Genomic DNA, 23,016 nt, shown 5'->3' with positions numbered 1-23,016 from the left:
GCGCGCCGAAGCAGGCCCGCAGGATGGTCGACTTGCCGCTGCCGTTGGCGCCGAGCAGGCCGAGGACCTCCCCCGGCTCGACTCTCGTCAAGACGAGCCGACTCGACGGGTATTTCGGTCAGAACGAGCCGACTCGGCGTGAACCTACATCGGCATGCTCAGAATAGGTCGACGCACTATCGCACATGCTGGTCGCCTGCCGCGATAGCGCACCGAACGCGCGGGCTAAGGTGGCGGCGTGGATCAGATCACCGTGTACGAGAAGCCGACCTGCACGACGTGTCGGAACCTGTTCGTTCTCCTGAAGGAGGAGGACGTCGACTTCGAGAAGGTCGACTACCACGTGCTCGGCCTGCGGGCCGAGGAGGTCAAGGACATCCTCGCCAAGACCGGACTGAGCGCTCGTGAGGTGCTGCGCAAGCGTGAGCCGGTCTACAAGGAGCTCGACCTGGGCAAGCGCGACCTGTCCGAGGACGAGCTGGTCGACCTGATGGTGAAGCACCCCGCTCTGCTGGAGCGCCCGATCGTGCTCAAGGGCGACAGTGGCGTGCTGGCCCGGCCGATCGAGAAGGTGCGCGAGCTCTTCTGAGCCGGGTCAGCCACGCAGCCGCTCGACCGGCTGACCGGTCGTGCGGGTGATGAGATCGACGTCGTTGTCGGCGTGGAGCACGGTCAGGTCGGCTTCTTCAGCGACCGCCGCGACGAGCAGGTCCGGGACCGACGGGGCCCGGTGACGGCCGCTGCGCAGCACGATGCGCTGGATCTCCAGCGCCCGGGCCTCCGTACGCGGGGTGAGGGTCGCGAGCGGCATGTGGACCACCGGCACGTCCTCGACGAGCTCGGACCATTCACGCTCCGAGCGGGCCAGGTGGCCGATCTCGAGCAGCGTGGTGGTGGTGATGCGTACTTGTCCCAGCTCGATCAGGCGGGACCACTTCTCAGCGTCGGGGCTGGTGGACATCCGGGCGAGTGCCGACCGGTGCATCAGCCAGGGTCGACTCACGACCATGCGTCACGCATCAGACCCCGGTCGGCGAGCGGGGCGAACTTCGCGAAGTCTGCGCCGGCCACGGGTCGCGCGGGCGGCAGCGGACGCAGCGCGTCCTGCGTGAACCACCTGCGGAGATACTCGTTGCGGGTGAGTCCGAGCCGCCTCGCCTCGGTGTCGATGCGTGCGAGCTCGCCATCCGAGAGGCCTCGGATCAGTACGTCGGACATGTCTGTCCACCTCCTGGACGCAAGATGCTAGCGGAGCGGTGCAGCCGGTTGGGTGATGCCCGGTGTGTGGGCATGGCGCACTCCGGGCATCACCGGACCTCAAAGAGCGGTCGTGCGCCCCACCAGGTGGAGGGTGTCGGAGCCGCGCTTGTGGAGGGAGAAGTCGTAGCCGTCCAGATGCTTGAGCGACCCGAACGCGACCGAGGAGGGCAGGAAGACCGGCTTCTTGAACGCCACGTCCACGCGCACGGACCCGGGCAGACGGTTCTCCAGCGCCGCGATGCAGCGCGCCTTCGTCCACATCCCGTGAGCGATCTGCCGCTTGAAGCCGAGCGCCTTCGCGGTCAGCGGGTACAGGTGGATCGGGTTGTAGTCGCCGGCGACCTTGGCGTAGCGCCTACCGAGGTCGGCCTCGAGCGGGAAGACCGGGCCCGAGGGCTCCACCTCGGCGAGATCCGAGCGCCACGTCACCTCGGGGTTCCGCTTGCCCCGGACCAGGTACGTCGAGGTCGACTCCCACACGACCTCGCCCTCCACTGTGGCAACGGTCAGGAACCGGTACGCCTGGCCGACCGGGTGCGGCTCCGGCTGCCCGACGGTGGCGGTGACCGCGACCGCCTCGCCGACCGAGATCGGGCGGTAGCCGCTGATCGAGTTCTCGATGTGGACCATCCCCATCGCGGGCGAGGGGAAGTCCGGTGAGGACATCAGCGCCATGTGCAGCGGGAAGGCCAGCATGTGCGGGTAGGGGAGCGGCACGGTGTCCTTGACCGGGAAGCCGCACAGCTCCGCGTAGGCGTCGACCGCGGCCCGGTCGGCGGCGACCGGCTCACGAGCGAGGCTGAGCTCCTCGTAGGTGACACCGGTCTTCTTGATCCCCGGCAGGGAGTTGACGCCCGGGATCGCGGGCAGTGCCGCCCTGATGAGCATCCCGGGACCGGACCTGCCTGTGAACATGTCGCTCATCAGGCCCCCAGCATCATCTGGCCGCAGACGCGCACGACGTTGCCGTTGACCGCGGTGGAGGCCGGCGAGGCGTACCAGGCGATGGTCTCGGCCACGTCGACCGGCAGGCCGCCCTGCGACATCGCGTTGAGCCGCTGGCCGACCTCGCGGGTCGCGAACGGAACGGCGGCGGTCATCTGGGTGATGATGAAGCCCGGCGCGACCGCGTTGATGGTGATGCCGTCGGGGAGCTCCTCGGCCAGCGAGTCGACGAAGCCGATGACGGCGGCCTTCGACGCGCCGTAGGAGGTCTGACCCAGGTTGCCGGCGATGCCGGCGATCGAGGAGACGCCGATGATGCGGCCGTTGGGGCGGATCAGGTTCTGCTCGAGCAGCTTGGCGGTGATCCGCTCCGGGGCGGAGATGTTGATCTCCAGCACAGTGCCGAAGCGGTCGGCCTTCTGGTTAGCGAGCTTCTTGTCGAGGGTGACGCCGGCGTTGTGGACGACGATGTCGACGCCGCCGAACTTCTCCTGGAGGAATGAGGCGATCTTCCCCGGGGCGTCCTCGGCGGTGATGTCGGCGGTGATGTAGTCCGGGGTGACCTTCTTCAGGTCGTCCTCGGACGGCGGGATGTCGAGACCGACGACCGTCGCACCGTCGCGCTGCAGCACCTTCGCGATCTCCTCGCCGATGCCGCGCGCGGCGCCGGTGACGAGCGCGACCTTGCCGGTCAGCGGCTTCTTGGGATCGACCTGCTCGGCCGCGGGGGAGGCGTTCTTGGTGCCGATCCGGACGACCTGGCCGGAGACGTAGGCGCTCTTGGGGGAGAGCAGGAAGGCCAGCGTGGAGAGCAGCGAACCCTCGAAGCCCTTGGCGACGTAGACGAGCTGGACGGTGCCGCCCTTGCCGATCTCCTTGCCGAGGCTGCGGGTGAAGCCCTCCAGCGCCCGCTGGGCGACCCGCTCGCGGCCGCTGAGCAGCTCGGGCGGGGTGCCGATCACGACGACGCGCGGGTTGGTCTCCAGGCTGCGCATCACCGGGGTGAAGAACTCCTGGAGCGCGACCAGGTCGCTGGTGGAGGTGAGGCCGGTGGCGTCGAACACGAGGCCCTTGAAGCGCGCGCCGGCGGCCGCGGTGTCGGTCGCGGCGACGTCCAGCTCGCCGAGGAGCCCGCTCAGCGACTCGGCCAGGCGACCACGGCCGCCGACGAGGACGGTGCCCTTCACCAGTGGGGCACCGGCTGCGTACCGCTCGAGCTTGGCGGGGCTCGGCAGCCCGAGGTTCTTGACGAGGACCTTGCCGATCGCCGACTGGGTGAAGCTCTGGTACTTGTCGCTCATGGTCTGCTCTGATCCTTCTGGACGTGGTCTCTGAGGCGTACGTTGGTATGTTACTGGCCAGTTGTAACTACAGGTGTAACTCGGTGTCCACTTTTCGTGATCTCCCTGACATACCCTTCTCCAAAGCGCTTCATCAGACAAGGATGAACACATGACCACCACTCGCCGTGTCGCCATCGTGGGCGGCAACCGTATTCCTTTCGCCCGCTCCAACGGTGCATACGCGACCGCGTCCAACCAGGAGATGTTCACCGCCGTCCTCGACGGTCTCGCCGCTCGCTTCGGAATCGAGGGCGAGCGCATCGGTGAGGTCGCCTCCGGGGCGGTGCTCAAGCACTCGCGGGACTTCAACCTGGCCAGGGAGTCCGTGCTCGGCTCCAAGCTGGCCCCCGAGACGGCGGCCGTCGACCTCCAGCAGGCCTGCGGCACCGGTCTCCAGGCGGCGACCTACATCGCCAACAAGATCGCGCTCGGCCAGATCGAGTCCGGCATCGCCGGCGGCACCGACACCACCTCCGACGCGCCGATCGCGCTGGGTGAGAAGCTCCGTAAGATCCTGCTCGAGGCCAACCGCGCCAAGAGCAACGTCGACCGCGTGAAGGCGTTCGCCAAGCTCCGCCCGGCCGACGTCATCCCCAACATCCCGGCCAACGTCGAGCCGCGCACCAAGCTCTCCATGGGGGAGCACGCCGCGCTGACCGCACAGGAGTGGGGCATCACGCGCGAGGCCCAGGACGAGCTGGCGGCCGCGTCCCACCAGAAGCTGGGTGCTGCGTACGAGGCCGGCTGGTTCGAGGACCAGATCACCCCGTTCCGTGGCCTGGAGAAGGACAACAACCTCCGTCCGGGCTCGACCGTGGAGAAGCTCTCGACCCTCAAGCCAGTCTTCGGGGCCAAGGGCGAGAACCCGACCATGACGGCCGGCAACTCGACGCCGCTGACCGACGGTGCCTCCGCCGTGCTCTTCGCGAGCGAGGAGTGGGCCATGGCCAAGAATCTTCCGGTCCTGGCCTACTTCGTCGACGCCGAGGTCGCCGCGGTCGACTACGTCGCCGGCGGCGAGGGCCTGCTGATGGCGCCCGCCTACGCCGTCCCGCGCCTGCTCGCCCGCAACGGCCTGACCTTCGACGACTTCGACTTCTTCGAGATCCACGAGGCCTTCGCCTCCCAGGTCCTCTCGACTCTCGCCGCCTGGGAGTCCCCGGACTTCTGCAAGGACAAGCTCGGCCTCGATGCCCCGCTCGGCACCGTCCCGCGCGAGAAGCTCAACGTCAAGGGCTCCAGCCTGGCGGCCGGCCACCCCTTCGCCGCCACCGGTGGCCGGATCATCAACAACCTGGCCAAGCTGCTCGACGAGAAGGGTTCTGGCCGCGGCCTGATCTCCATCTGCGCCGCCGGCGGCCAGGGCGTGGTAGCCATCCTGGAGAAGTAGGAAAACGCAAGACGTACGCGGCGCCCGGCTCCTGCCGGGCGCCGCACCCATCTCCCGCCGAGTCGGTAGTTGTGGCGTACCGAGTCGGTAGTTGTGGGGGCCGAAACGGTAGTTATGGGGAACGAAAATTGAGTTTCGTTCCCCATAACTACGCATTCGACACGCTAGAACTACCGATTGGGCATGCCAGAGGTGTGGTTTCGGTTCGCCAGAAGTGCGGTTTCGGCGAGGGCTATTTTGCGGTGAGGGCCAGGGCCGAGGTGACCAGGAAGTCGCGGACCTGGTCGGGGGAGACGGAACCGACGGTGGGTACGCCGGGGGCGGACTCGGAGACCAGGATGCCGACGCGGGCGAGCTGGAGAGCGCCCAGGCCGGAGGCGTAGAGCGTGTTGGCGAGCAGGTTGGCGTCCTCGACGTGGAGCTGACCGGATGCCGCGCCGTCCTCGAGGACCTTGGTGAGGATGGTGAGGCAGCCGTTCATCGCCCGCCCGAGGCGGAACAGGGCGCTCTCGGAGAGCTCGTCGAGGAGGTCGGAGCCGCTGCGGCGCATCAGCGTCTGGGCGCAGTCGACGAAGGCGGGATACGCGATCCCGTAGTCGACGAAGGTGCCGACGACGTCGCGGACGACGTCGGTGGGCGAGCTGTCGCCCTCGGTCGCGACGAGCATCCGCTCGCGGAGCTCGTCGAGATAGCCGACCAGGGTCAGCGCGAAGATCTCGTCCTTGCCGGTGAAGTGCCGGTAGACGATCGCCCGGTTGATGCCGACGGCCTTGGCGATGTCCTCGATCTGCGCATCGCTGACCCCGCGCTCGTCGAAGAGTCTGCGGGTGGCCGCCACGATGTCTGCCTCGCGGGCTCGGCGCCGGGCCGCAGCAGCGGAGCGGCGGCCGTCCGACGCGGATCCGGAGGTGCTTGGTCGGGTGCTCACAGGCACACTGTACGCCGTGTGCAACTCCGAGTTGCACCACGAGTGCGCCTAGTCACATGCGTCGGCTGATGTCGTGATCGGGCTAGCCGAGGAACTGCTGCACCGTCGCGAGGGTGTCCGCCTCGGCCGCGGCCTTGTCGTCGCGGTAGCGCACCACGCGAGCGAACCGCAGCGCGACCCCGCCCGGGTAGCGGGTCGAGCGCTGCACCCCGTCGAAGGCGATCTCGACCACCTGCTCGGGCCTGACGTCGACGACCCAGTCGCTGTGAGGGTCGGTGACCGCGAGCTCGGTGAAGCGCTCGGTCTGCCAGGCCAGCATCTGGTCGGTCATCCCCTTGAACGTCTTTCCGATCATCACGAACCCGTCCGGCCCGCGCGCGCCGAGGTGGATGTTGGAGAGCCAGCCCTTGCGACGCCCGGAGCCCCATTCGACCCCGAGCACGACCAGGTCGAGAGTGTGGACCGGCTTCACCTTGATCCACCCCGATCCGCGCCGCCCGGCCTCCCAGGGCAGGCCGACCCCCTTGAGGACGACTCCCTCGTGACCGGCGGCGAGGACGTCGGCGGCGAACCGCTCCGCCTCCTCGGAGTCGACGGTCAGCAGCCGCGGAGCCCGGTGCTGCTCGGGGACGATCCGGTCGAGCTCGGCGAGGCGCTGGTCGAGTGCGTGGTCGAGGAGGTCGCGACCGTCGAGGTGGAGGATGTCGAAGAAGTACGGAGCCACGACCGTCTCGGAGGACGACCGCGTCGCCGTGCGCGAGGCGGTCTCCTGGAACGGCCGCGGTCGCCCGTCGGGGCCGAGGGTCATCGCCTCGCCGTCGAGCACGAGCGTCTCGGCCGGCAGGGCGCCTACGATCTTCGCGACCTCGGGCAGCCGCGCGGTGATGTCCTCCAGGGTGCGCGTCGCGATGCGGACCTCCGGGCCGGACTTGTGGGCCTGGATCCGGATGCCGTCGAGCTTGGTGTCGACCACGACCGCCTCGCCGAGCTTGGCCATGGCCTCCTCGACCGAGCCGGCGGACGAGGCGAGCATCGGCAGCACCGGCCGTCCGACGACCAGCCCGACCTCGTCCAGCGCGTCTGCGCCGTCGAAGGCGAGCCCCGCGACCGCGACGGTCGAACCGGAGAGCATCGCGGCGCGGCGTACGGCGGGCAACGGCACCTGCGCCGCCACCGCCAGCGCCTCCTGGACGAGTGAGTCGAGTGCGCCTTGGCGGACCTCTCCGGTCACCACGCCCCGCAGCCAGGTCTGCTCCGCCTCGGTCGCGGCGCCGAACAGCGTCTCGGTCTCGCGTACGCGCTCGCCCTGCGAGCCGGCCCCGGCGAGCCGGGAGATCCGCTCGAACGCCTCGTGCACGCTTTCGACGGTCAACGACGGCTCGGTTGCCGGGGCGGGGAGGGAGGTGAGCGAGCGCCAACCCAGCCCGGTACGCCGCTGCAGCAGCGAGCCGCCGAGATAGGCCGTCGCCACCGGCAGCTCCTCGCGCGTGGTCGCGCCGAGGCATGTCGCCAGCGCGGCGACCTTCGCTTTCCGTGACCGGGTCGCGGCGACGGCGTTCGAGGTGGAGACGATGTCGGCGAGCAGCATGTGTCCAGTGAACATCAAGCCACCGACATCCGAGCCTTGCCCGGCGCTTGCGCCGGGCAAACGGGAGGAGGTCGAGCGAGCGCAGCGGGTGAGCCTGCGAACCCGCGAAGCGGGTCGAGACCACTTTGCGCTACCCCATTGCGGTCCACGCGGGGTCACGCCCGAGAAGGCGTAGCGCGTCGTTCCATGGGTCATCGCCACTCATGGGCAGCGGCGTGGCGAAGACGGGGGTGCCGCCCGGCGAGGAGGCGATCTGGCGAGCGATGTCGTGGACGTGGGTGACCGTTGCTTCGTCTGGCCGGCTGGCGATCCCGAGAGCCGCCGCGACGTCCCAGTTGTGCACGGCGGCGTCCAGCAGCTGCATCCCTAGCGCCATCGTGACAGTCGGGTGGAAGCCGAACTCGGCGAGGTGGATCGTCGCCTCCGGATCGGCTGCGCCGAACGCGTCCCGAACCCGTGTGGCCGACTCCTGCCACCTGCGGGCGACGTCCTCGCTGTCGACCGGCACGGACTCGTACGCGGCGAGCGGTGCGTCGCCGTCGGCGACCGCGGCAGCGAAGCCGACGTTCTGCCCGACCATGTGCCCGAACAGGTCGGCGAGGTCCCAGTCGGCGCAGGGGGTGGGGATGGTCAGGTCGTCGATCGCGGAGGCGAGCGTGGCGGTGTCGTGCTGGGCGCGGTCGTAGGCCGCGAGCGTCTCTTTAAAAGTAAGCACATGCTGATCGTATGCGGCAGTAGATGATCTGTCGAACGGTTAGGCTTCTGCGGTGGATCGACCCGAGCTCGGCTTCCTGCTGTCCCGCCTGATGCGTGAGGTGATGGCTCGCGAGAAGCCGATCCTCGATGCCGCCGGGCTGGAGATGTGGGACTACGCGGTGCTGACCGCGCTGGCCGAGTCGGACGCACCCACGCAGGCCCAGCTCGCCGCGACGACGGGCCGTGACAAGACCCGGCTGATCGGCAACCTGGACCGGCTCGAGGCCGAGGGCATGGTCGCTCGCCAACCCGACCCGGCCGACCGTCGCAACCGGATCGTCTCCTTGACCCCCGGCGGCGCCGAGATCCTCCGCAGGTGTCGCGAGGCCATCGAAGCCATGGAGACCGAGCTGCTGGCCGACCTCGACCCGGCCGACCGGGCGGCGTTCGAGCGCGCGCTGACGGCTCTCGCCGAGGCCGGCCGATGAGCCCCGGTCCGACGTCGCTCGCCGCCACCCACACTTGGCTCCGGGACGAGCTGCCGAGCCTGCTGCGACGACGCCGGGTTCCCGCCGCGGCCGTCGGAGTCCTCCACGACGGGCAGGTGGTCGACCACGCGAGCGGCGTCCTCAACCTCGACACCGGCGTGGAGGCGACCACCGACGCGCTGTTCCAGATCGGCTCGATCACCAAGCTGTGGACCACCGACCTGGTGATGCAGCTCGTCGACGAGGGCAAGGTCGGCCTCGACGACGAGATCATCCGGCACCTGCCGGGCTTCGCGGTCGCCGAGGAGGAGGCGACCCGGACGATCACCGTCCGTCATCTGCTCTCCCACACGGCCGGCTTCGAGGGCGACGTCTTCACCGACCACGGGCCCGGCGACGACGCGGTCGAGCGGTTCGTCGCCTCGATGGGTGATCTGCCGCAGATCTTCGCCCCGGGGGAGCGGTTCTCCTACGCCAACACCGGGTTCGCCGTCCTCGGGCGCCTCGTCGAGGTCCTGCGTGGAACCACCTGGGACCGCGCGCTCCAAGAACGGCTCGCGGCGCCGATGGGCCTCACCCACCTCGCCACCACGGCCTACGACGCGATCAGGTTTCGCACCGCGATGGGACACATCGACCCGGCTCCCGACCACGTCCTCCGCCCGGGCCCGGCCTGGGGGATGGCCCGTGCCAGCGGCCCGGTCGGGGCGATGCTCTCGATGCGCGTACGCGACCTGCTCGGCTATGCCGCGATGCATCTATCGGGCGGCGTCGCCCACGACGGCACCCGGGTCCTCTCGGCAGCCTCCTGCGCCGATGTGCTCACGCGGCAGGTCGACCATCCCGCCTCTACCCGATCCGACGCCCGCGGCCTGGGCTGGTCCCTCGACGACACCAGCCAGGGGATCGTCGGCCACGACGGCCAGACGATCGGGCAGTCGGCGTTCTTCCGGATGGTGCCCGAGCGCGGCCTCGCGGTTGCGCTGCTCACCAACGGTGGTGACACCAACGGGCTCTACCACGACGTCGTCGGCCATCTCCTCGACGACCTCGCCGGCGTCCGGATCGCACCCGACCCGGTGCCACCGCGGCAGCCGCCGCCCGGCTTCGACGCCGACCGGCTGCTCGGCACCTACCGCGCCCGCATCGTCGACTGGACGCTGCGCCGGCACCCCGACGGCCGGCTGTGGGTCGAGGAGGTCCCGGGCCCCGAGGCCGCCGCGGCCGGCGACGAGCCGGTGCGCTACGAGGTGCTCCCGTACGCAGCCGACCAGGTCGTCACCGCCGACGCGCTGCACGGAGCCCGCCATGTCTTCGGCTTCACCGGTCGAGGCCCGGCCGGCCGGGCGACCCATCTGACGACCAGCCGGGTCATCCCGCGGGCTAGCCTCGAGGCATGAGCGAGCGCCAGCGAGTGACCATGATCCTCAGGCGGCCGGCTCGGTATTCTTTGCGCTGCCCTACCGAGTCGGCGGCATGAGCGCGCAGCGGACGGTCCGCCCCGGCCATGCCGTCGGCCTCGCCTCGATGCTGCGCCCGCTCCGCCGCGGGCCGGGCGACCCGACGTACAAGATCATCGGTGAGGACCACTGGCGAGCCGTGCGTACGCCGCAGGGACCTGCCACGCTCAGGCTGCGCCAACGTGACACCGAGGTGGAGGCCGAGGCGTGGGGAGAGGGCGCCGAGTGGGCGCTGACCCACGTACCGGCCCTCCTCGGCGCGGACGACCGCCCAGAGGAGTTCCAGACCGACGACCCCGTGCTGATGACGCTGATGGAGCGCTTCGAGGTGCCCCGCCTCGGGCGGACGGGACTGGTGATGGAGGCGCTGGTGCCCGCGATCATCGAGCAGAAGGTGACCAGCACCGAGGCGTTCCGCGGCTTCGGCAACCTCGTCAGGCGATTCGGCGAGGTCGCTCCCGGGCCGGGTGCCGACCACGGGCTGCGCCTGCAGCCCTCACCGGAGCGGCTCCGGACGGTCCCGAGCTGGGAGTGGCTGCGTCTGCCGGTGGACCACGCCCGCTCCAAGACCGTTCTCCAGGCGGCGCGGGTCGCGCCGGCCATCGAGCGGACTGCCGGCCTGCCTGGCGAGGAGGTCGCGCGCCGGCTCACCACCATCCCGGGGATCGGGGAGTGGACCGTGGCCGAGGTGCGCCAGCGGGCGCTCGGTGACCCTGACGCGGTCAGCTTCGGCGACTACCACGTCGCCAAGGACGTCGGCTGGGCGCTGACCAACGAGCCTTGGGACGACGAACAGCTCCGCGACTACCTGGAGCGGTTCCGGCCGCATCGTGCCCGTGTGGTGGCGCTGATCTATCGGGGAGCTGGCAGGCGGCCACGGCGGGGGGCGCGGATGTCGCCTCGGACGCATCTGCCTCGCTGAGTTGCCGATTTACTGCCGAGTCGGCGCATCTGTCCCCTCTCGCTCGCTTCGCTTCGCGAGACACGGGGACAGATCCGCCGACTCGGCAGGCCTCGGGGTTAGAGCAAGGGCCTTAAGGGAGTCAGGACCAGCTCGGTGAACTTGCGGTGGATCTCGCGCGCCGCCCACTCCTCGGCGGTCAGCTCGATCGCGTTGGACTCGTCGCGGGAGAAGATCTCCTCCATCTGCTTGGCGACGGCGGGGTCGAAGATCTCCAGGTTGATCTCGTAGTTGCCGGTCAGGGAGAGCCGGTCGATGTTGGCGGTGCCGACGGTCGACCAGTGGCCGTCGACGGTGGCCGTCTTGGCGTGGATCATCGCGTCCTTGAAACGCAGGATCCGCACGCCTGAGCCGAGGAGATGAGAGAAGTAGCCTCGCGAGATCCAGTCGGCGACGATGTGGTTCGACTTCAGCGGCAGCAGGATGCGTACGTCGACCCCGCGCCGTGCCGCGGCCTTGAGCGCGTCCACGAAGTCCTCGTCGGGGACGAAGTAGGCGGTGGTCAGATAGATGTTGCGGGAGGCACGGTTGATCGCCTCGAGATACATCGACCGGATCGGGAACATCCACAGCCGGGGTACGTTGCGGTGGAATCGGATGTCGGGGTCCCAGGACGGGGCGGTCTCGATGAGCAGCGGACCCTCATGGGCGGTCCGGCGGGACAGCGGGTGCGGTCGGCGCCGGTTGAGGTTCCAGAAGTCCGCGAACGCGCGGCGCAGGTCCCACACCCCGGGGCCCGTGATGCGCACGTGCGTGTCGCGCCACTCGGTGGCGTACGCATCCCCGATGTTGTAGCCGCCGACGAACCCGACGGTGTCGTCGACGACCAGGATCTTGCGGTGGTCGCGGCCGTAGCGCGAGAGGTCGAAGAAGCGCCAGCCCGCCGCGTAGGTGGGGTAGCGCAGGACGTGCATCCCTGGGGGAAAGCGCTTGAAGCGGGCCGGCACCACCAGGTTGGCGAGTTCGTCGTAGATGCAGTAGACCTCGACCCCGCGCTCGGTCGCCGCCGCCAGCGCCTGCTTGAACCGCTGCCCGACCTCGTCGCCCTTCCAGATGTAGGTCTCGAGGAGGACCTGCTTCTTGGCGCCGTCGATCGCGGCGATCATGTCCTCGTAGAGGTCGTTGCCGAAGGTGTAGGTCGTCACCGTGCCATCGCCGACGCTGTTGGTCAGCGGCGGCGTCACCGGGAACGGCTTGGCTCGTCCGCCGCGCTTGCCGCGGCTGCGGTAGGCGTCGACGAGGCTCATCACGACGGCGAGCGCCACCGGCACGCCGAAGACGACGAGGAGCAGGCGGCGTAGGAACCTCATGACGCCCCCCGGCGACAGTCTCATCACATTCCCCAATCTAACGGGCGCGCCGCGTTGAGACACACCGGTGCCGCCCGCTGCTCCATGCCGATGCGTATGACCATGGCACCAGCCTGCCCGACCGCCCCGGACCAGCATGCGAGAACGCCCGTCACGATCCCCGGCACAGGGGTGGAGGATTCTGTGACTCCCGTCACTTACTGACGGGTAAGTCGTTGGAAGCAGATACCTCCCTCCCTGTTCGGCGACATGTCGAGGGAAGAGTCGTTGCTCTCAGAACTGAAACATGTTCTACTACTGGCCTGAAACGTGAGCCGAGTCACAGGACCCGCGAAAGGTGAACTATGGCAGTCCAGTTCGTCTCGCTGGTACGAGGCGTCGGCGGGATGGGTCTGATGACCGGAGAGGTCGTCAAGGGGGCCTTTACGACCAAGTTCCAGTTCCGCGAGTTCCTCGAGCAGGCCTGGTTCATCGCCAGCGTGACGATGCTGCCCGCGGTCCTGGTCTCGATCCCGTTCGGTGCGGTCATCTCGCTGCAGGTCGGCAACCTCGCCGGTCAGCTCGGGGCGCAGTCGTTCGCGGGTGCGACGGCGGTGCTCGCGGTGGTCCGGGAGGCGGCGCCGATGGCTGCCGCGCTGATCATCGCCGGAGCCGCCGGGTCCGCGATCTGCTCCGACATGGGCTCACGCAAGATCCGCGAGGAGATCGACGCCATGGAGGTGCTGGGCATCGACCCGGTGGTCCGGCTGGTGGTCCCTCGGGTGCTCGCCTGCCTGTTCGTCTCGGTGATGATCAACGGGATCGTCATCGCGACCGGGATCGGTGGCGGCTACTTCTTCACCGTGATCATCCAGGGCGGCTCGGCCGGGGCGTTCCTGTCGAGCTTCACCGCCCTCGCGAGTCTCCCGGACCTCTACATCTCGATGGTCAAGGCAGCGCTGTTCGGCTTCCTGGCCGCGATCATCGGCGCCTACAACGGTCTCAACGCCCAAGGCGGCCCCAGCGGCGTCGGCCGAGCGGTCAACGAGGCCGTGATCATCGCGTTCATGATGCTGTTCGTCCTGAACTCCATCATGACCGCCATCTACTTCCAGATCGTTCCTCAGGACGGGTTGTGATCCCCCGGTGTCCAACACGCTCGCCCAGGTGGGCATCCAGATAGTCAAGGAGCAGCGCCAGGCCGTCGAGGGCTATGGCGACCAGCTGCTCTTCTACGCCAAGGCCCTGGCCTGGGCGCCGCGCACCGTGCGCCGCTACAAGCGGGAGGTGCTCAACATCCTGGCAGAGGTCGCCTTCGGCGCCGGTGGCCTGACGATGATCGCCGGCACCGTCGGCGTGATCGCGTTCATGGCCTTCTTCGCCGGCTCCGAGGTCGGCATCCAGGGCTACGCGAGCCTGAGCCAGATCGGTGTCGCGAAGTTCTCCGCGTTCATCTCGGCGTTCTTCAACACCCGCGAGGTCGCACCGCTGATCTCCGCGATCGCCCTCGCGGCGACCGTCGGCTGCGGCTACACCGCGAGGCTCGGCGCGATGCGGATCTCCGAGGAGATCGACGCTCTCGAGGCGATGGGCGTGCCGAGCCTTCCCTACCTGGTCACCACCCGGATGATCGCCGGGTTCCTGGCCGTCATCCCGCTCTACGTCGTCGCCCTGTGCGCCTCCTACCTCAGCCCCCGGCTGATCACCACGCTGATGTACGGGCAGTCCGGCGGCACCTACGACCACTACTTCCTGGCGTTCCTGCCGCCGATCGACATCCTCTACAGCTTCCTCAAGCTGATCATCCTCGCGGTCGCGATCATCCTGATCCACTGCTACTACGGCTACACCGCCTCCGGCGGCCCGGCCGGGGTCGGCATCGCGGTCGGCAAGGCGATCCGTACGTCCATCGTCACCGTCGTGGTCGCGGACTTCTTCCTGAGCTTCGCGATCTGGGGTTCGACGACCACCGTGCGGATCACGGGATGAGGCTGGGGCGATCCACATGCTGATGGGAATCCAGCGCGACACCCGCGCCGAGCACACCAAGCTCTTCGTCTCCGGGATCGCCTTCACGGTGACCCTCGCCCTGCTGATCACCCTCTGCGTGGCGATCTACCAGAAGGCGTTCGTGCAGTTCACCACGGTCAGCGTGCAAGCCGACCGGGCCGGCCTGCAGCTGCCGCGCTACGGCGACGTACGCATGCACGGCGTCATCGTCGGGCAGGTCCGCGAGATCCGCCAGGACGGCAAGCTGGCCGTCATCGAGCTCGGTCTGGAGCCGGAACAGGCCGAGCGGATCCCCGCCAACGTCAGCGTCGCGATCAAGCCGACGACGCTCTTCGGGCAGAAGTACGTCGAGTTCATCGACCCCGAGGGAGAGCGCACCGGCGCGCTGAGCGACGGCACCGTGATCACCGCCGACCGGGTCCGCACCAGCGTCGAGCTCGATGTGATCCTGGCCCGGCTCTTCCCGCTGTTGAAGTCCATCCGGCCCCAGGACCTCAACAGCACCCTGCACGCCCTCGCCACCGCGCTCTCCGGCAACGGGGAGAAGCTCGGCGAGACGATGGTCCAGCTCAACGACTACCTCGAGAAGATGAACGTCCACCTCCCCACCCTCGAACGCGACCTCGAGGACATGGCCGACGTCGCGGAGACCTACTCCATGGCCGCTCCCGACCTCGTCAAGGTCCTCGAGAACACCACGACCACGGCCAACACCGTGACCGAGCAGCGAGCTCGTCTCGGCGGCCTGCTCACCTCGGTCACCGGGGTCGCCAACTCCTCCAAGGACCTGCTCGCCGAGAACGAGAAGGCGATCAGGTACGAGACCGAGCTGGCGGTCCCGCTACTCAAGCTGCTCGCTGACTACTCCCCGGAGTACACCTGCCTGCTGCGGGGTCTCGACGACTACACCGAGCTGCTGGCGACCGTCTTCCAGCAGAACCGCGTGCGTCAGACGATGGTCCTCGACGGCACCCAAAAGCCGTCGTACGGCCGCGACGACCGCCCCGAGTGGGGCGAGATCGGTCACGGACCCTGGTGCGCCGGGCTGCCGAACCCGAAGGTTCCGGCCGAGCCGAACGAGCTGAAGAACGGCACCGAGGACGTGCCGTGGGCGCCCGGGAACGGGGGCCTGCAGTGAACAAGCGCGATCTGAAGACCACGGTGGCCGGGACCAAGCTGGTCATCTTCACCGTCCTGTCGATCATCGTCACCGGCACCCTGGCCTCGATCATGGGCAACCTCGGCTTCGGCGACCGCGTGCCCTACCGCGCCGAGTTCACCACCGCCTCGGGCCTGAGCGAGGGAGACGACGTACGCGTCGCCGGCATCACCGTCGGAGAGGTGCTCACCGTCGAGATCGAGGGCGGAGATCACGCGATGGTCACCTTCCGGGTCGACGAGACGGTGCCGCTGACGACCGCCAGCGGTGCCCAGGTCCGCTACCTGAACCTCGTCGGCGACCGCTATCTGGCGCTGACCCAGGACGCCGGCTCGCGGGAGCCCGGGGCGGACGCGGCGCCGTTGCGCAAGGGCCAGACGATCGCGATGGCCAACACCACGCCGGCGCTCGACCTGACCGAGCTCTTCAACGGCTTCCAGCCGCTGTTCCAGGCGCTGCAGCCCAAGGACGTCAACAAGCTCTCGCTCAACCTGATCCGAGTGCTGCAGGGGGAGGGCGGCACGGTCGCGAGCCTCCTCTCGGAGACGGCGGAGCTGACCAGTGCCCTGGCCGAGCGCGACCAGCTCATCGGGGACGTGATCACCAACCTGTCCAAGACGCTCAACACGGTCAACGAGCACCACACCGAGCTGGCCGAGCTGATCCAGCAGCTCAGCGGCTGGATGAAGGACCTGGCGCGGGACAAGGAGGCGATCGGTGACTCGATCTCCTCGATCGGCGACCTCACCGACGAGCTGGCCGGGCTGCTCACCGACGTACGGCCGTTCCTCAAGGAGGACATCAAGCAGCTCAAGCGCGTGGTGGACATCCTCAACAAGCCGGGCAACCAGAAGCTGCTCGACAAGACGCTCGAGCGGCTCCCGGAGACGCTGGAGTCGCAGGCGCGGATCGGCAGCTACGGCTCCTGGTACAACTACTACCTCTGCGACCTCGACTTCTCGATCAAGCTGCCCTCGCTCGGTGAGCTGCTCGACAACTCGCCGGCCGTCAAGGCGATCCAGAAGCAGCTCGACAACGTGGCCTTCTACAGCCGGGCAGAGAGGTGCAAGCTATGAGCCGCCACTCCGAGGCCAAGCTCACGCGCACCGGCGTGATCACGATCGTCGCGCTGGCACTGGCCCTCACCGCGGCGTTCAACCTGCGCAAGCTGCCGTGGCTCGCCGGAACGACTTACCAGGCCGAGTTCTCCGACGCCAGCGGCCTGCACGTGGGCAGCCGGGTGGAGGTCGCCGGCATCCGGGTCGGCCGGGTCAGCGACATCGAGATCGAGGAAGCCTTGGTGGTCGTCTCGTTCTCGGTCGACGGCACCGAGCTCGGCCACCGCAGCGAGGCGTCGGTCGGCGTGCTCAACCTGCTGGGGGAGAAATACCTCGACATCACGCCGCAGGGCGGCCGGAACCTCGACGCCGGCTCGACGATCCCGCTGGCCCGCACCAGTGCTGGCAGCGACATCGTCGGCACCTTCGGTGACCTCGCCGAGACGACCGAGGCGATCGACACCCAGCAGCTGGCCAAGGCGCTGACGACGATGTCAGGCACTCTCGAGCAGGCCGGGCCCGAGGTGCAGGGCGCCTTCCAGGGCATCGCCGCGCTCTCCCAGACGATCGCCGCCCGCGGCGACGAGCTGGAGGCGCTGCTGCAGGACGCAGAGAAGGTCGTCCAGCTCGTCAACGAGCGCAAGCAGGACATCGTCGGCGTGATGAAGAACGGCGACCAGGTCTTCGCCGAGCTCATCTCGCGCCGCCAGGCCATCCACCAGCTGCTGGTCAACGCCACGGCCCTGGCCGAGCAGCTGAAGGCCCTGGTGAAGGAGAACGAGAAGCAGATCGGTCCCGCGCTGGACGCGCTCGACCAGGCGCTGAAGTTCCTCAACGCCCGCGACGAGGACCTGACCAAGACCATCCAGAACTACGGGCCGTACGCGTCGATCCTGATCAACATCATCGGCACCGGGCCCTGGTTCGACGCCTACCTCGCCAACCTCACCGGGATCGTGAGTGGGGAGTTCGTGCCCGGACGACGACCAGGGATCGTGGAATGACAAAGAACTTCTGGGGCCGAAAGTGGGCCGCGCTGCCGATCGCGCTGGTGCTGATGTGCGGGCTGCTGCTGATCTCCGAGGTGGCCTCGCCCGACACCAAGACGCTGACCGCGAGCTTCCCGCAGGCGGTGAGCGTCTACGAGGGATCCGACGTGGTCATCATGGGCGTCAAGGTCGGCAAGGTCGCCTCCCTGGAGACGAAGGGCGACCACGTGGACGCGGTGATCGAGTACCAGAGCGACTACAAGCTGCCCGAGGACGTCAAGGCCGCGATCGTGACCCCGACGCTCGTCGCCGACCGGTTCATCCAGCTGACCCCGGCCTATACCGGTGGGCCCGCGATGGCAGACGGCGGTGAGATCCCGATCGAGCGCACCGCGGTGCCGGTCGAGCTCGACCGGATCTACGCCAGCCTCTCCGAGCTGGCCACCTCGCTGGGGCCCAACGGGGCCAACAAGAACGGCGCACTGAGCGACGTCCTGCGTGAGGGCGCGGACGCGCTGGAGGGCAACGGCGAGATCGGCAACCAGGCGATCGCCGACATGTCCGAGGCGGCGCAGGTGCTCGGCGGCAACTCCGAGCAGCTCTTCAACACGCTCACCCAGCTCTCCGAGGTCACCACGACGCTGGCGCGCAACGACGAGACGACCGAGAGGTTCCTGACCGACCTCTCGACGGTCTCCACCCAGCTGGCCGGCGAGAGCGACGAGCTCGACCAGGCGCTCGCGGCGATCGCGCAGGCGGTGAAGGTGACGAAGTCGTTCGTGGAGAACAACTCCGACGCTCTGGTCGGTGACGTCAAGGAGCTCAACAAGACGCTCGACATCCTGGCCAAGGAGAAGGAGACCCTCGGCACCGTCGTCGACCTGGCACCGCTGGGGATCGGCAACCTGGCCGAGGCCTTCGACCCCGCCTCCGGATCGGTCGGCTTCCGGCTGCAGGTCGGGCCGATCGGCTCGGACCTGTCCAACATCCTGTGCATGGTCGTCGAGAACGACAAGATCCCGGGCGCCAAGGAGATCTGCGCGCTGTTCAAGGCGCTGCTGCCGACCGGCTCGACCGCTCCGGTCGGCAAGGCACTGACGGACGCCGCGGCCCCCACCGACCGCGACACCGCGACCGGGCTGCCGCTCGGGGCTTCGAACGAGACCAAGGCCAAGCAGCCGGAGGTGAAGCCCGAGGTGGTCTCCGAGGGCGGCATCACCGAGCTCAGCGGGTCGCTGCAGGACCTGATGTCGGGAGGCAAGAGATGAGATCTCGGATCCGGTCGTTCGTCGCCGTGCTCGGCGTCCTCGCCGTGGCGAGCGGGTGCGGCGTACAGGCCTATGACCTGCCGCTGCCCGGCAAGGAGGTCGGTGAGGGCGACGGCTACGTCGTCACCGCCGAGTTCAACGACGTCGTCGACATCGTGCCGCGCACGAAGGTGATGGCCAACGACGTCCCGGTCGGCCAGGTCGACAAGGTCGAGCGGGAGGGCTGGCACGCGAAGGTCACCATGACCGTCCGCAAGAACATCGAGCTTCCGGCCGACGCGCTGGCCAACGTGCGCCAGACCAGCCTGCTGGGGGAGAAGTACATCGCCCTGGTGGCTCCCGAGGGTTCCACCGTCGCCAAGGCCGGCAAGCTGGGCGAGGGCGCCACCATCGGGCTCGAGCGCACCAACCGCAATCCCGAGGTCGAGGAGGTGCTCGGCGCGCTCTCCTTCCTGCTCGCGGGCGGTGGCGTCGGCCAGCTGAAGACGATCAGCGACGAGCTCAACACCATGATGGACGGGCGCACCGGTGACATGCGCTCGCTGCTGGGCAACCTGGAGACGACGGTGGCCTCGCTCAACCAGCAGAAGGGCTCGATCATCAAGGCGATGGAGCAGGTCGACCGGCTGACCCGCACCCTCAACAAGGAGTCCAAGTCGATCGAGGCCGCCATCGACTCCTTCGGCCCGGCTCTCGAGGTGCTCCGCCAGCAGCACGCGGACATGCTGAAGATGATGAAGGCGCTCGACCGGCTCGGCGTGGTCGCGACCCGGGTGATCAACCAGAGCGGCGCCAACCTGACCACGGCGCTGGACGAGCTGGCGCCGACGCTGCGCGAGCTCGCCGACGCCGGCGACTCGCTGCCACGCGGACTGATGATGGCGGCCAGCTTCCCGTTCCCGGAGAACGCCGCCGGCCTGGCGATGGGCGACTACTCCAACGCGCTGTTCCACATGGACCTGGACCTCGGCAAGCTGGTCGGCAGCCTCACCAACGGCGAGTCCAGCGGCATCGTGCCGCAGGTGTTCCAGATCTGCCTGTCCTACTCGAAGGGCTGTCGGGCGATCCAGCCGCTGGCCAAGGCGCTGTGCGACCTGACCAATCTGCAGCTGGTCTGCTCGGTGGTCGGTAAGGAGGACACGAAGGCGAAGCCGGGGGAGAAGACCCCCAAGCTGCCCGACATCTCCGACCTGCTGCCGAAGAGCTCGACCTCGACCAAGACGCCAGGACTCAACGGCCTGGTTCCCGAGATCACCGAAGGGCTCTCCACGCCCTCGGCGACCGAGACGCCCACGGCCGAGCCGACTACCGGGGGCCTGACCGGCCTCCTCGAGGGACTCCTGGGAGGGGGCACCCGATGACGCGCAGCGTACGCACCAAGCTGGTCATCTTCCTGGTTCTCGCCGCGGTCGGGATCTTCTACGTCTCGGCCGCCTACCTCGGCATCGTCGACCGCGTGCTCGGCCGACACGTGAACGTCTCGGTCGACCTCCCGGCCTCCGGTGGCCTCTACGAGGGCAGCGAGGTCAACTACCGCGGCATCGGCGTCGGTCGGGTGGCCACCATGAAGGTCACCGAGGAGGGCGTTCGCGCCGAGCTGGAGCTCGACCCCGACACCGAGGTGCCGAGGAATGCCAAGATCGAGGTCCACAACCTCTCGGCGGTGGGGGAGCAGTACATCAACTTCATCCCCGACTCGGCCGCCGGCCCCTACCTCGCCGAGGGCGATGTGGTGAGCGCCGGGCCCGAGTCGATGCCCGGCACCACCGATCAGCTGCTCACCGAGCTGGACGGCTTCACCAACTCGATCGACGGCGAGGACCTGAGCACCGTCGTGGCCGAGCTCGGCACGCTGTTCCGCGGCAACGCCGAGAACCTGCGTACGTTGCTCGACTCGGGTGCCAAGCTGGTGGACGAGGCTTCCGCTCACCAGGAGGAGACCGTGCGCCTCCTCGAGACCAGCCAGACCGTTCTCCAGACGCAGAAGGACCACAGCGGCGACATCCGCGAGTTCGCCGACGGGCTCGAGGAGGTCACCGCGACCTTGGAGAAGCGTGACCCGGAGCTGCGCGAGATCCTGCAGGGCGGCGAGGCGACGGCGGTCCAGGTGCAGTCGCTGGTCGACGGGCTGCAGCCGCTCCTGCCCGTCTTCCTGGCCAACCTCACGACCGTCAACGAGGTGCTCACCGCCCGGCTGCCAGCGATCGAGCAGACTCTGGTGACCTTCCCGCAGGTCGTGGCGACGGGGTGGACCGGCTCGCCCGGTGACGGCTACGGTCACCTCTCGATGGGCTTCGTCTACACCACACCGCCGTGCCAGGAGGGCTACAAGCCCCCCGACCAGTGGATTCCCGGCACCGTGATGGAGGACCAGCCGCTCTATCCGGCCAAGTGCACCGACAAGCGCGCCCAGCCCGACTACGAGGGCAACAACCCGATCATGCAGCGGGGAGTCAACATGGTGCCGAAGCCCGAGGGGGTCGAGAAGTACGTGACGAGCTACGACCCCAAGACCGGCCGCACCAAGCTCCCCGATGGAAAGACGGTCACGATGTCCGCCCCGACCGATGACGGAGGCCTGGTCTCCGCCCTGTCCGACGACTCCTGGCGATCGATGATCCTGGGAGAGGAGTGAGTCCCGTGCCTGAGCCTGCCGAGCTGGCCCACAACCGCCTCGACGTCAAGATGTCCGTCGCCAGACTGGGGCGGGTCAACACCGTCCTCGCGGCGCTGGTGGTGATCCTCGTCGTGCTCGCGGCGGCCGTCTTCATCGGTGGCGCCCGGGTGCTGCCGTGGACCACGCCCGCCGAGGCTGCTGCCGCCGACTACGACGAGGTGAAGTCCGTCGCCGAGGACGGGGTGATCGCCTTCCTCGACGTCGACTACCGCGACATGGACCCGCGGATCCAGGCGGTCAAGGAGATCTCGACCGGCACCTTCGGCAAGGAGTACACCGCCATCGCCGAGCAGATCCGCCAGGCCGCGATCCCCGCGCAGACCGTCTCGAAGGGCAAGGTCAAGCAGGTCGGCATCCGCGCGATCGGTTCGAAGAAGGCGGTCGTGCTGGTCGCCGTGGACTCGGTCGTGACCAGCAGCCAGACAGCTGAGCTGAAGAAGAGCGACACCTGCCCCTACGACGGAGCGAAGTGCTCGAAGTACCGGTTCAAGGTGTCGCTGGACAAGACGAAGGACGGATGGCGCATGTCCGACCTGGCAGGAGTCAACTGATGAGCGAGCGTCAGCGAGTGAACAATGGGATCTTCATCGGGCGGCGTCCGTATCCTGGCGCTTGCGCTACGGAGGCGGTCCGATGACAGGCGTCCGAGCGAACGGATCGGTCTCCGCCGGCCAGAAGGAGTGCCCCTTCTGCGCGGAGACGATCAAGGCAGCCGCGATCAAGTGCCGTTACTGCGGCTCCGACCTGCTGCCACCGACCGACGAGCCAGAGGCCCCGGACGTACGCGGCGGGGACGAGGGAGAGCCTCAAGCTGAGGATGAGGGTGAGGGTTCGTCCGAGGCGCGTGGCGGCTTCGCCGAGCGGTGGCTGGGGGACGGCAGCCGGGTGCTGACGGCCGTTCTCGGCGTACTCGTCCTGGTGGCCGGCGGCGCGCTGTGGCTGGCTGTCGATCGGGCGTCGAAGGATGACGTGGCGCCGGGCGGCGAGCTGACCGCGGCCGGTTCTCGGGCGGCGATCATGGAGCACTCGGTCGGGCTGGCGCAGACGGTGATGTCCTACCAGGCCGCGAGCGCGGAGAAGGACATCGCGGCGGCGAAGAAGCTGATGACGCCGGCGATGCAGAAGGACTACGAGAAGACGCTCCCCGGCGAGGACAAGCGCAAGGAGCAGGCCGACCTGGGCATCAAGGTCGACGCCCAGGTGGCGCCGCTCTCCGAAGACGGCGCCAAGGCGGCCGAGGAGGGCAAGGCCTGTGTCGACGAGGACTGTGCCGCCTCGATCATCTCGGCCACCGAGGACACCGCGTCGGTGCTGCTCTTCGTCAACCAGAGCGCGACCGCGCCGAAGACGAAGAACACCGTGGTCAGCCCGACCTGGGAGGTGCTGACGCTGGTGAAGGACGACGGTGGTTGGCTGATCTCCGAGATGAGGGCTGCTTCCTAGATCTCATCAGGCAGCCCCTTCGGGGGCCTCGTCTTGTTATGGTAGAACAGGTTCTAGTTTTATT

24 protein-coding genes are annotated in these 23,016 nt (G+C 68.5%); 15 read left to right on the top strand and 9 right to left on the bottom strand.

What is annotated here, in order from left to right; genetic code table 11:
* The coding region (locus tag ABZZ22_RS08885) for an ATP-binding cassette domain-containing protein (RefSeq protein WP_354929462.1) at positions 1-91 on the bottom strand (91 nt) is incomplete at its 3' end.
* Positions 92-238: 147 nt separating this feature from the next.
* On the opposite strand from ABZZ22_RS08885, the gene ABZZ22_RS08880 reads away from it, so the two are divergent.
* Positions 239-589, top strand: a complete 351-nt coding sequence (locus ABZZ22_RS08880) for an ArsC/Spx/MgsR family protein (RefSeq protein WP_354929450.1) — start codon at positions 239-241, stop codon at positions 587-589.
* A gap of 6 nt (positions 590-595) precedes the next feature.
* On the opposite strand, the gene ABZZ22_RS08875 is transcribed toward ABZZ22_RS08880, so the two are convergent.
* The 4 genes from ABZZ22_RS08875 to ABZZ22_RS08860 all read right to left on the bottom strand — a co-directional run bounded on the left by ABZZ22_RS08875 (position 596) and on the right by ABZZ22_RS08860 (position 3,506).
* On the bottom strand, positions 596-1,009 hold the full coding sequence (locus tag ABZZ22_RS08875; RefSeq protein ID WP_354929447.1) for a PIN domain-containing protein: 414 nt from the start codon (positions 1,007-1,009) through the stop codon (positions 596-598).
* A complete protein-coding gene (locus tag ABZZ22_RS08870; RefSeq protein ID WP_354929444.1) occupies positions 1,000-1,218 on the bottom strand; it encodes an antitoxin in 219 nt (72 codons plus the stop codon). Before ABZZ22_RS08870 ends, ABZZ22_RS08875 begins: the two co-directional genes overlap by 10 nt.
* A 99-nt stretch (positions 1,219-1,317) precedes the next feature.
* The gene (locus ABZZ22_RS08865) at positions 1,318-2,184 is read right to left on the bottom strand and encodes a MaoC/PaaZ C-terminal domain-containing protein (RefSeq protein ID WP_354929441.1); all 867 of its coding nucleotides are present in this window, start codon (positions 2,182-2,184) and stop codon (positions 1,318-1,320) included.
* Positions 2,184-3,506: a 3-oxoacyl-ACP reductase gene (locus tag ABZZ22_RS08860; protein WP_354929438.1), complete on the bottom strand. Its 1,323-nt coding sequence runs from the start codon at positions 3,504-3,506 to the stop codon at positions 2,184-2,186. The genes ABZZ22_RS08865 and ABZZ22_RS08860 overlap by 1 nt, the downstream gene beginning before the upstream one ends.
* A gap of 151 nt (positions 3,507-3,657) precedes the next feature.
* Here ABZZ22_RS08860 and ABZZ22_RS08855 point away from each other — a divergent pair, with 151 nt between their 5' ends.
* Positions 3,658-4,938: an acetyl-CoA C-acetyltransferase gene (locus ABZZ22_RS08855; protein WP_354929435.1), complete on the top strand. Its 1,281-nt coding sequence runs from the start codon at positions 3,658-3,660 to the stop codon at positions 4,936-4,938.
* Between the two features lie 232 nt (positions 4,939-5,170).
* Here ABZZ22_RS08855 and ABZZ22_RS08850 read toward each other — a convergent pair whose 3' ends face one another.
* The 3 genes from ABZZ22_RS08850 to ABZZ22_RS08840 form a co-directional block, all read right to left on the bottom strand.
* Entirely contained in the window at positions 5,171-5,866 is a 696-nt protein-coding gene (locus ABZZ22_RS08850; protein WP_354929433.1) for a TetR/AcrR family transcriptional regulator, read from the bottom strand.
* A gap of 82 nt (positions 5,867-5,948) precedes the next feature.
* Positions 5,949-7,454 carry an ATP-dependent DNA ligase gene (locus ABZZ22_RS08845; protein ID WP_354929459.1) on the bottom strand — a complete coding sequence of 502 codons (1,506 nt, stop codon included), beginning with the start codon at positions 7,452-7,454 and terminating at the stop codon, positions 5,949-5,951.
* Between the two features lie 130 nt (positions 7,455-7,584).
* Positions 7,585-8,169 (bottom strand): TIGR03086 family metal-binding protein, encoded by a 585-nt coding sequence (locus tag ABZZ22_RS08840; protein WP_354929430.1) that lies wholly within the window; start codon positions 8,167-8,169, stop codon positions 7,585-7,587.
* Positions 8,170-8,221: 52 nt separating this feature from the next.
* Between ABZZ22_RS08840 and ABZZ22_RS08835 the strand changes: the two genes are divergently transcribed.
* The 3 genes from ABZZ22_RS08835 to ABZZ22_RS08825 all read left to right on the top strand — a co-directional run bounded on the left by ABZZ22_RS08835 (position 8,222) and on the right by ABZZ22_RS08825 (position 11,020).
* Positions 8,222-8,638, top strand: a complete 417-nt coding sequence (locus ABZZ22_RS08835) for a MarR family transcriptional regulator (RefSeq protein WP_354929427.1) — start codon at positions 8,222-8,224, stop codon at positions 8,636-8,638.
* On the top strand, positions 8,635-10,038 hold the full coding sequence (locus ABZZ22_RS08830; protein WP_354929424.1) for a serine hydrolase domain-containing protein: 1,404 nt from the start codon (positions 8,635-8,637) through the stop codon (positions 10,036-10,038). Before ABZZ22_RS08835 ends, ABZZ22_RS08830 begins: the two co-directional genes overlap by 4 nt.
* A gap of 76 nt (positions 10,039-10,114) precedes the next feature.
* Entirely contained in the window at positions 10,115-11,020 is a 906-nt protein-coding gene (locus ABZZ22_RS08825; RefSeq protein WP_354929421.1) for a DNA-3-methyladenine glycosylase 2 family protein, read from the top strand.
* Between the two features lie 98 nt (positions 11,021-11,118).
* Here the strand turns inward: ABZZ22_RS08825 and ABZZ22_RS08820 are convergent, their stop codons facing one another.
* The gene (locus tag ABZZ22_RS08820; RefSeq protein WP_354929418.1) at positions 11,119-12,369 is read right to left on the bottom strand and encodes a phospholipase D-like domain-containing protein; all 1,251 of its coding nucleotides are present in this window, start codon (positions 12,367-12,369) and stop codon (positions 11,119-11,121) included.
* Between the two features lie 386 nt (positions 12,370-12,755).
* On the opposite strand from ABZZ22_RS08820, the gene ABZZ22_RS08815 reads away from it, so the two are divergent.
* From ABZZ22_RS08815 to ABZZ22_RS08770, 10 genes are all read left to right on the top strand, one after another.
* Positions 12,756-13,487, top strand: coding sequence for an ABC transporter permease (locus ABZZ22_RS08815; protein WP_354929456.1), 732 nt, complete (start codon positions 12,756-12,758; stop codon positions 13,485-13,487).
* Positions 13,488-13,494: 7 nt separating this feature from the next.
* Positions 13,495-14,337: an ABC transporter permease gene (locus ABZZ22_RS08810; RefSeq protein WP_354929415.1), complete on the top strand. Its 843-nt coding sequence runs from the start codon at positions 13,495-13,497 to the stop codon at positions 14,335-14,337.
* 16 nt (positions 14,338-14,353) lie between these two features.
* Positions 14,354-15,496 (top strand): MCE family protein, encoded by a 1,143-nt coding sequence (locus ABZZ22_RS08805; protein ID WP_354929412.1) that lies wholly within the window; start codon positions 14,354-14,356, stop codon positions 15,494-15,496.
* Complete coding sequence (locus ABZZ22_RS08800) at positions 15,493-16,593, top strand: MlaD family protein (protein ID WP_354929409.1); 1,101 nt, start codon at positions 15,493-15,495, stop codon at positions 16,591-16,593. Before ABZZ22_RS08805 ends, ABZZ22_RS08800 begins: the two co-directional genes overlap by 4 nt.
* On the top strand, positions 16,590-17,579 hold the full coding sequence (locus tag ABZZ22_RS08795; RefSeq protein WP_354929406.1) for an MCE family protein: 990 nt from the start codon (positions 16,590-16,592) through the stop codon (positions 17,577-17,579). Before ABZZ22_RS08800 ends, ABZZ22_RS08795 begins: the two co-directional genes overlap by 4 nt.
* Entirely contained in the window at positions 17,576-18,832 is a 1,257-nt protein-coding gene (locus tag ABZZ22_RS08790; protein ID WP_354929403.1) for an MCE family protein, read from the top strand. Before ABZZ22_RS08795 ends, ABZZ22_RS08790 begins: the two co-directional genes overlap by 4 nt.
* Complete coding sequence (locus tag ABZZ22_RS08785; RefSeq protein WP_354929400.1) at positions 18,829-20,193, top strand: MCE family protein; 1,365 nt, start codon at positions 18,829-18,831, stop codon at positions 20,191-20,193. The genes ABZZ22_RS08790 and ABZZ22_RS08785 overlap by 4 nt, the downstream gene beginning before the upstream one ends.
* Complete coding sequence (locus ABZZ22_RS08780; RefSeq protein WP_354929397.1) at positions 20,190-21,467, top strand: MlaD family protein; 1,278 nt, start codon at positions 20,190-20,192, stop codon at positions 21,465-21,467. Before ABZZ22_RS08785 ends, ABZZ22_RS08780 begins: the two co-directional genes overlap by 4 nt.
* 5 nt (positions 21,468-21,472) lie before the next feature.
* A complete protein-coding gene (locus tag ABZZ22_RS08775; RefSeq protein ID WP_354929394.1) occupies positions 21,473-22,060 on the top strand; it encodes a hypothetical protein in 588 nt (195 codons plus the stop codon).
* A gap of 82 nt (positions 22,061-22,142) precedes the next feature.
* Positions 22,143-22,952, top strand: a complete 810-nt coding sequence (locus tag ABZZ22_RS08770; protein WP_354929391.1) for a hypothetical protein — start codon at positions 22,143-22,145, stop codon at positions 22,950-22,952.
* The last annotated feature ends 64 nt before the right edge of the window (positions 22,953-23,016 follow it).

The organism is Nocardioides sp. NPDC006273, assembly GCF_040613495.1.
In the GTDB taxonomy this organism is placed as follows: domain Bacteria; phylum Actinomycetota; class Actinomycetes; order Propionibacteriales; family Nocardioidaceae; genus Nocardioides.
The sequence above is the reverse complement of the archived record's forward strand: the minus strand, read 5'-3'. Positions and strand labels throughout refer to the sequence as shown.

Bases quoted from the DNA above. Each gene is read 5' to 3' on its own strand.
- ABZZ22_RS08790 (WP_354929403.1), top strand. From the start codon at position 17,576: ATGACAAAGAACTTCTGGGGCCGAAAGTGGGCCGCGCTGCCGATCGCG.
- ABZZ22_RS08845 (WP_354929459.1), bottom strand. From the start codon at position 7,454: ATGCTGCTCGCCGACATCGTCTCCACCTCGAACGCCGTCGCCGCGACC.
- ABZZ22_RS08875 (WP_354929447.1), bottom strand. From the start codon at position 1,009: ATGGTCGTGAGTCGACCCTGGCTGATGCACCGGTCGGCACTCGCCCGG.
- ABZZ22_RS08780 (WP_354929397.1), top strand. From the start codon at position 20,190: ATGACGCGCAGCGTACGCACCAAGCTGGTCATCTTCCTGGTTCTCGCC.
- ABZZ22_RS08770 (WP_354929391.1), top strand. From the start codon at position 22,143: ATGACAGGCGTCCGAGCGAACGGATCGGTCTCCGCCGGCCAGAAGGAG.
- ABZZ22_RS08860 (WP_354929438.1), bottom strand. From the start codon at position 3,506: ATGAGCGACAAGTACCAGAGCTTCACCCAGTCGGCGATCGGCAAGGTC.
- ABZZ22_RS08865 (WP_354929441.1), bottom strand. From the start codon at position 2,184: ATGAGCGACATGTTCACAGGCAGGTCCGGTCCCGGGATGCTCATCAGG.
- ABZZ22_RS08815 (WP_354929456.1), top strand. From the start codon at position 12,756: ATGGGTCTGATGACCGGAGAGGTCGTCAAGGGGGCCTTTACGACCAAG.
- ABZZ22_RS08830 (WP_354929424.1), top strand. From the start codon at position 8,635: ATGAGCCCCGGTCCGACGTCGCTCGCCGCCACCCACACTTGGCTCCGG.
- ABZZ22_RS08785 (WP_354929400.1), top strand. From the start codon at position 18,829: ATGAGATCTCGGATCCGGTCGTTCGTCGCCGTGCTCGGCGTCCTCGCC.
- ABZZ22_RS08855 (WP_354929435.1), top strand. From the start codon at position 3,658: ATGACCACCACTCGCCGTGTCGCCATCGTGGGCGGCAACCGTATTCCT.
- ABZZ22_RS08825 (WP_354929421.1), top strand. From the start codon at position 10,115: ATGAGCGCGCAGCGGACGGTCCGCCCCGGCCATGCCGTCGGCCTCGCC.
- ABZZ22_RS08820 (WP_354929418.1), bottom strand. From the start codon at position 12,369: ATGAGGTTCCTACGCCGCCTGCTCCTCGTCGTCTTCGGCGTGCCGGTG.
- ABZZ22_RS08870 (WP_354929444.1), bottom strand. From the start codon at position 1,218: ATGTCCGACGTACTGATCCGAGGCCTCTCGGATGGCGAGCTCGCACGC.
- ABZZ22_RS08795 (WP_354929406.1), top strand. From the start codon at position 16,590: ATGAGCCGCCACTCCGAGGCCAAGCTCACGCGCACCGGCGTGATCACG.
- ABZZ22_RS08805 (WP_354929412.1), top strand. From the start codon at position 14,354: ATGCTGATGGGAATCCAGCGCGACACCCGCGCCGAGCACACCAAGCTC.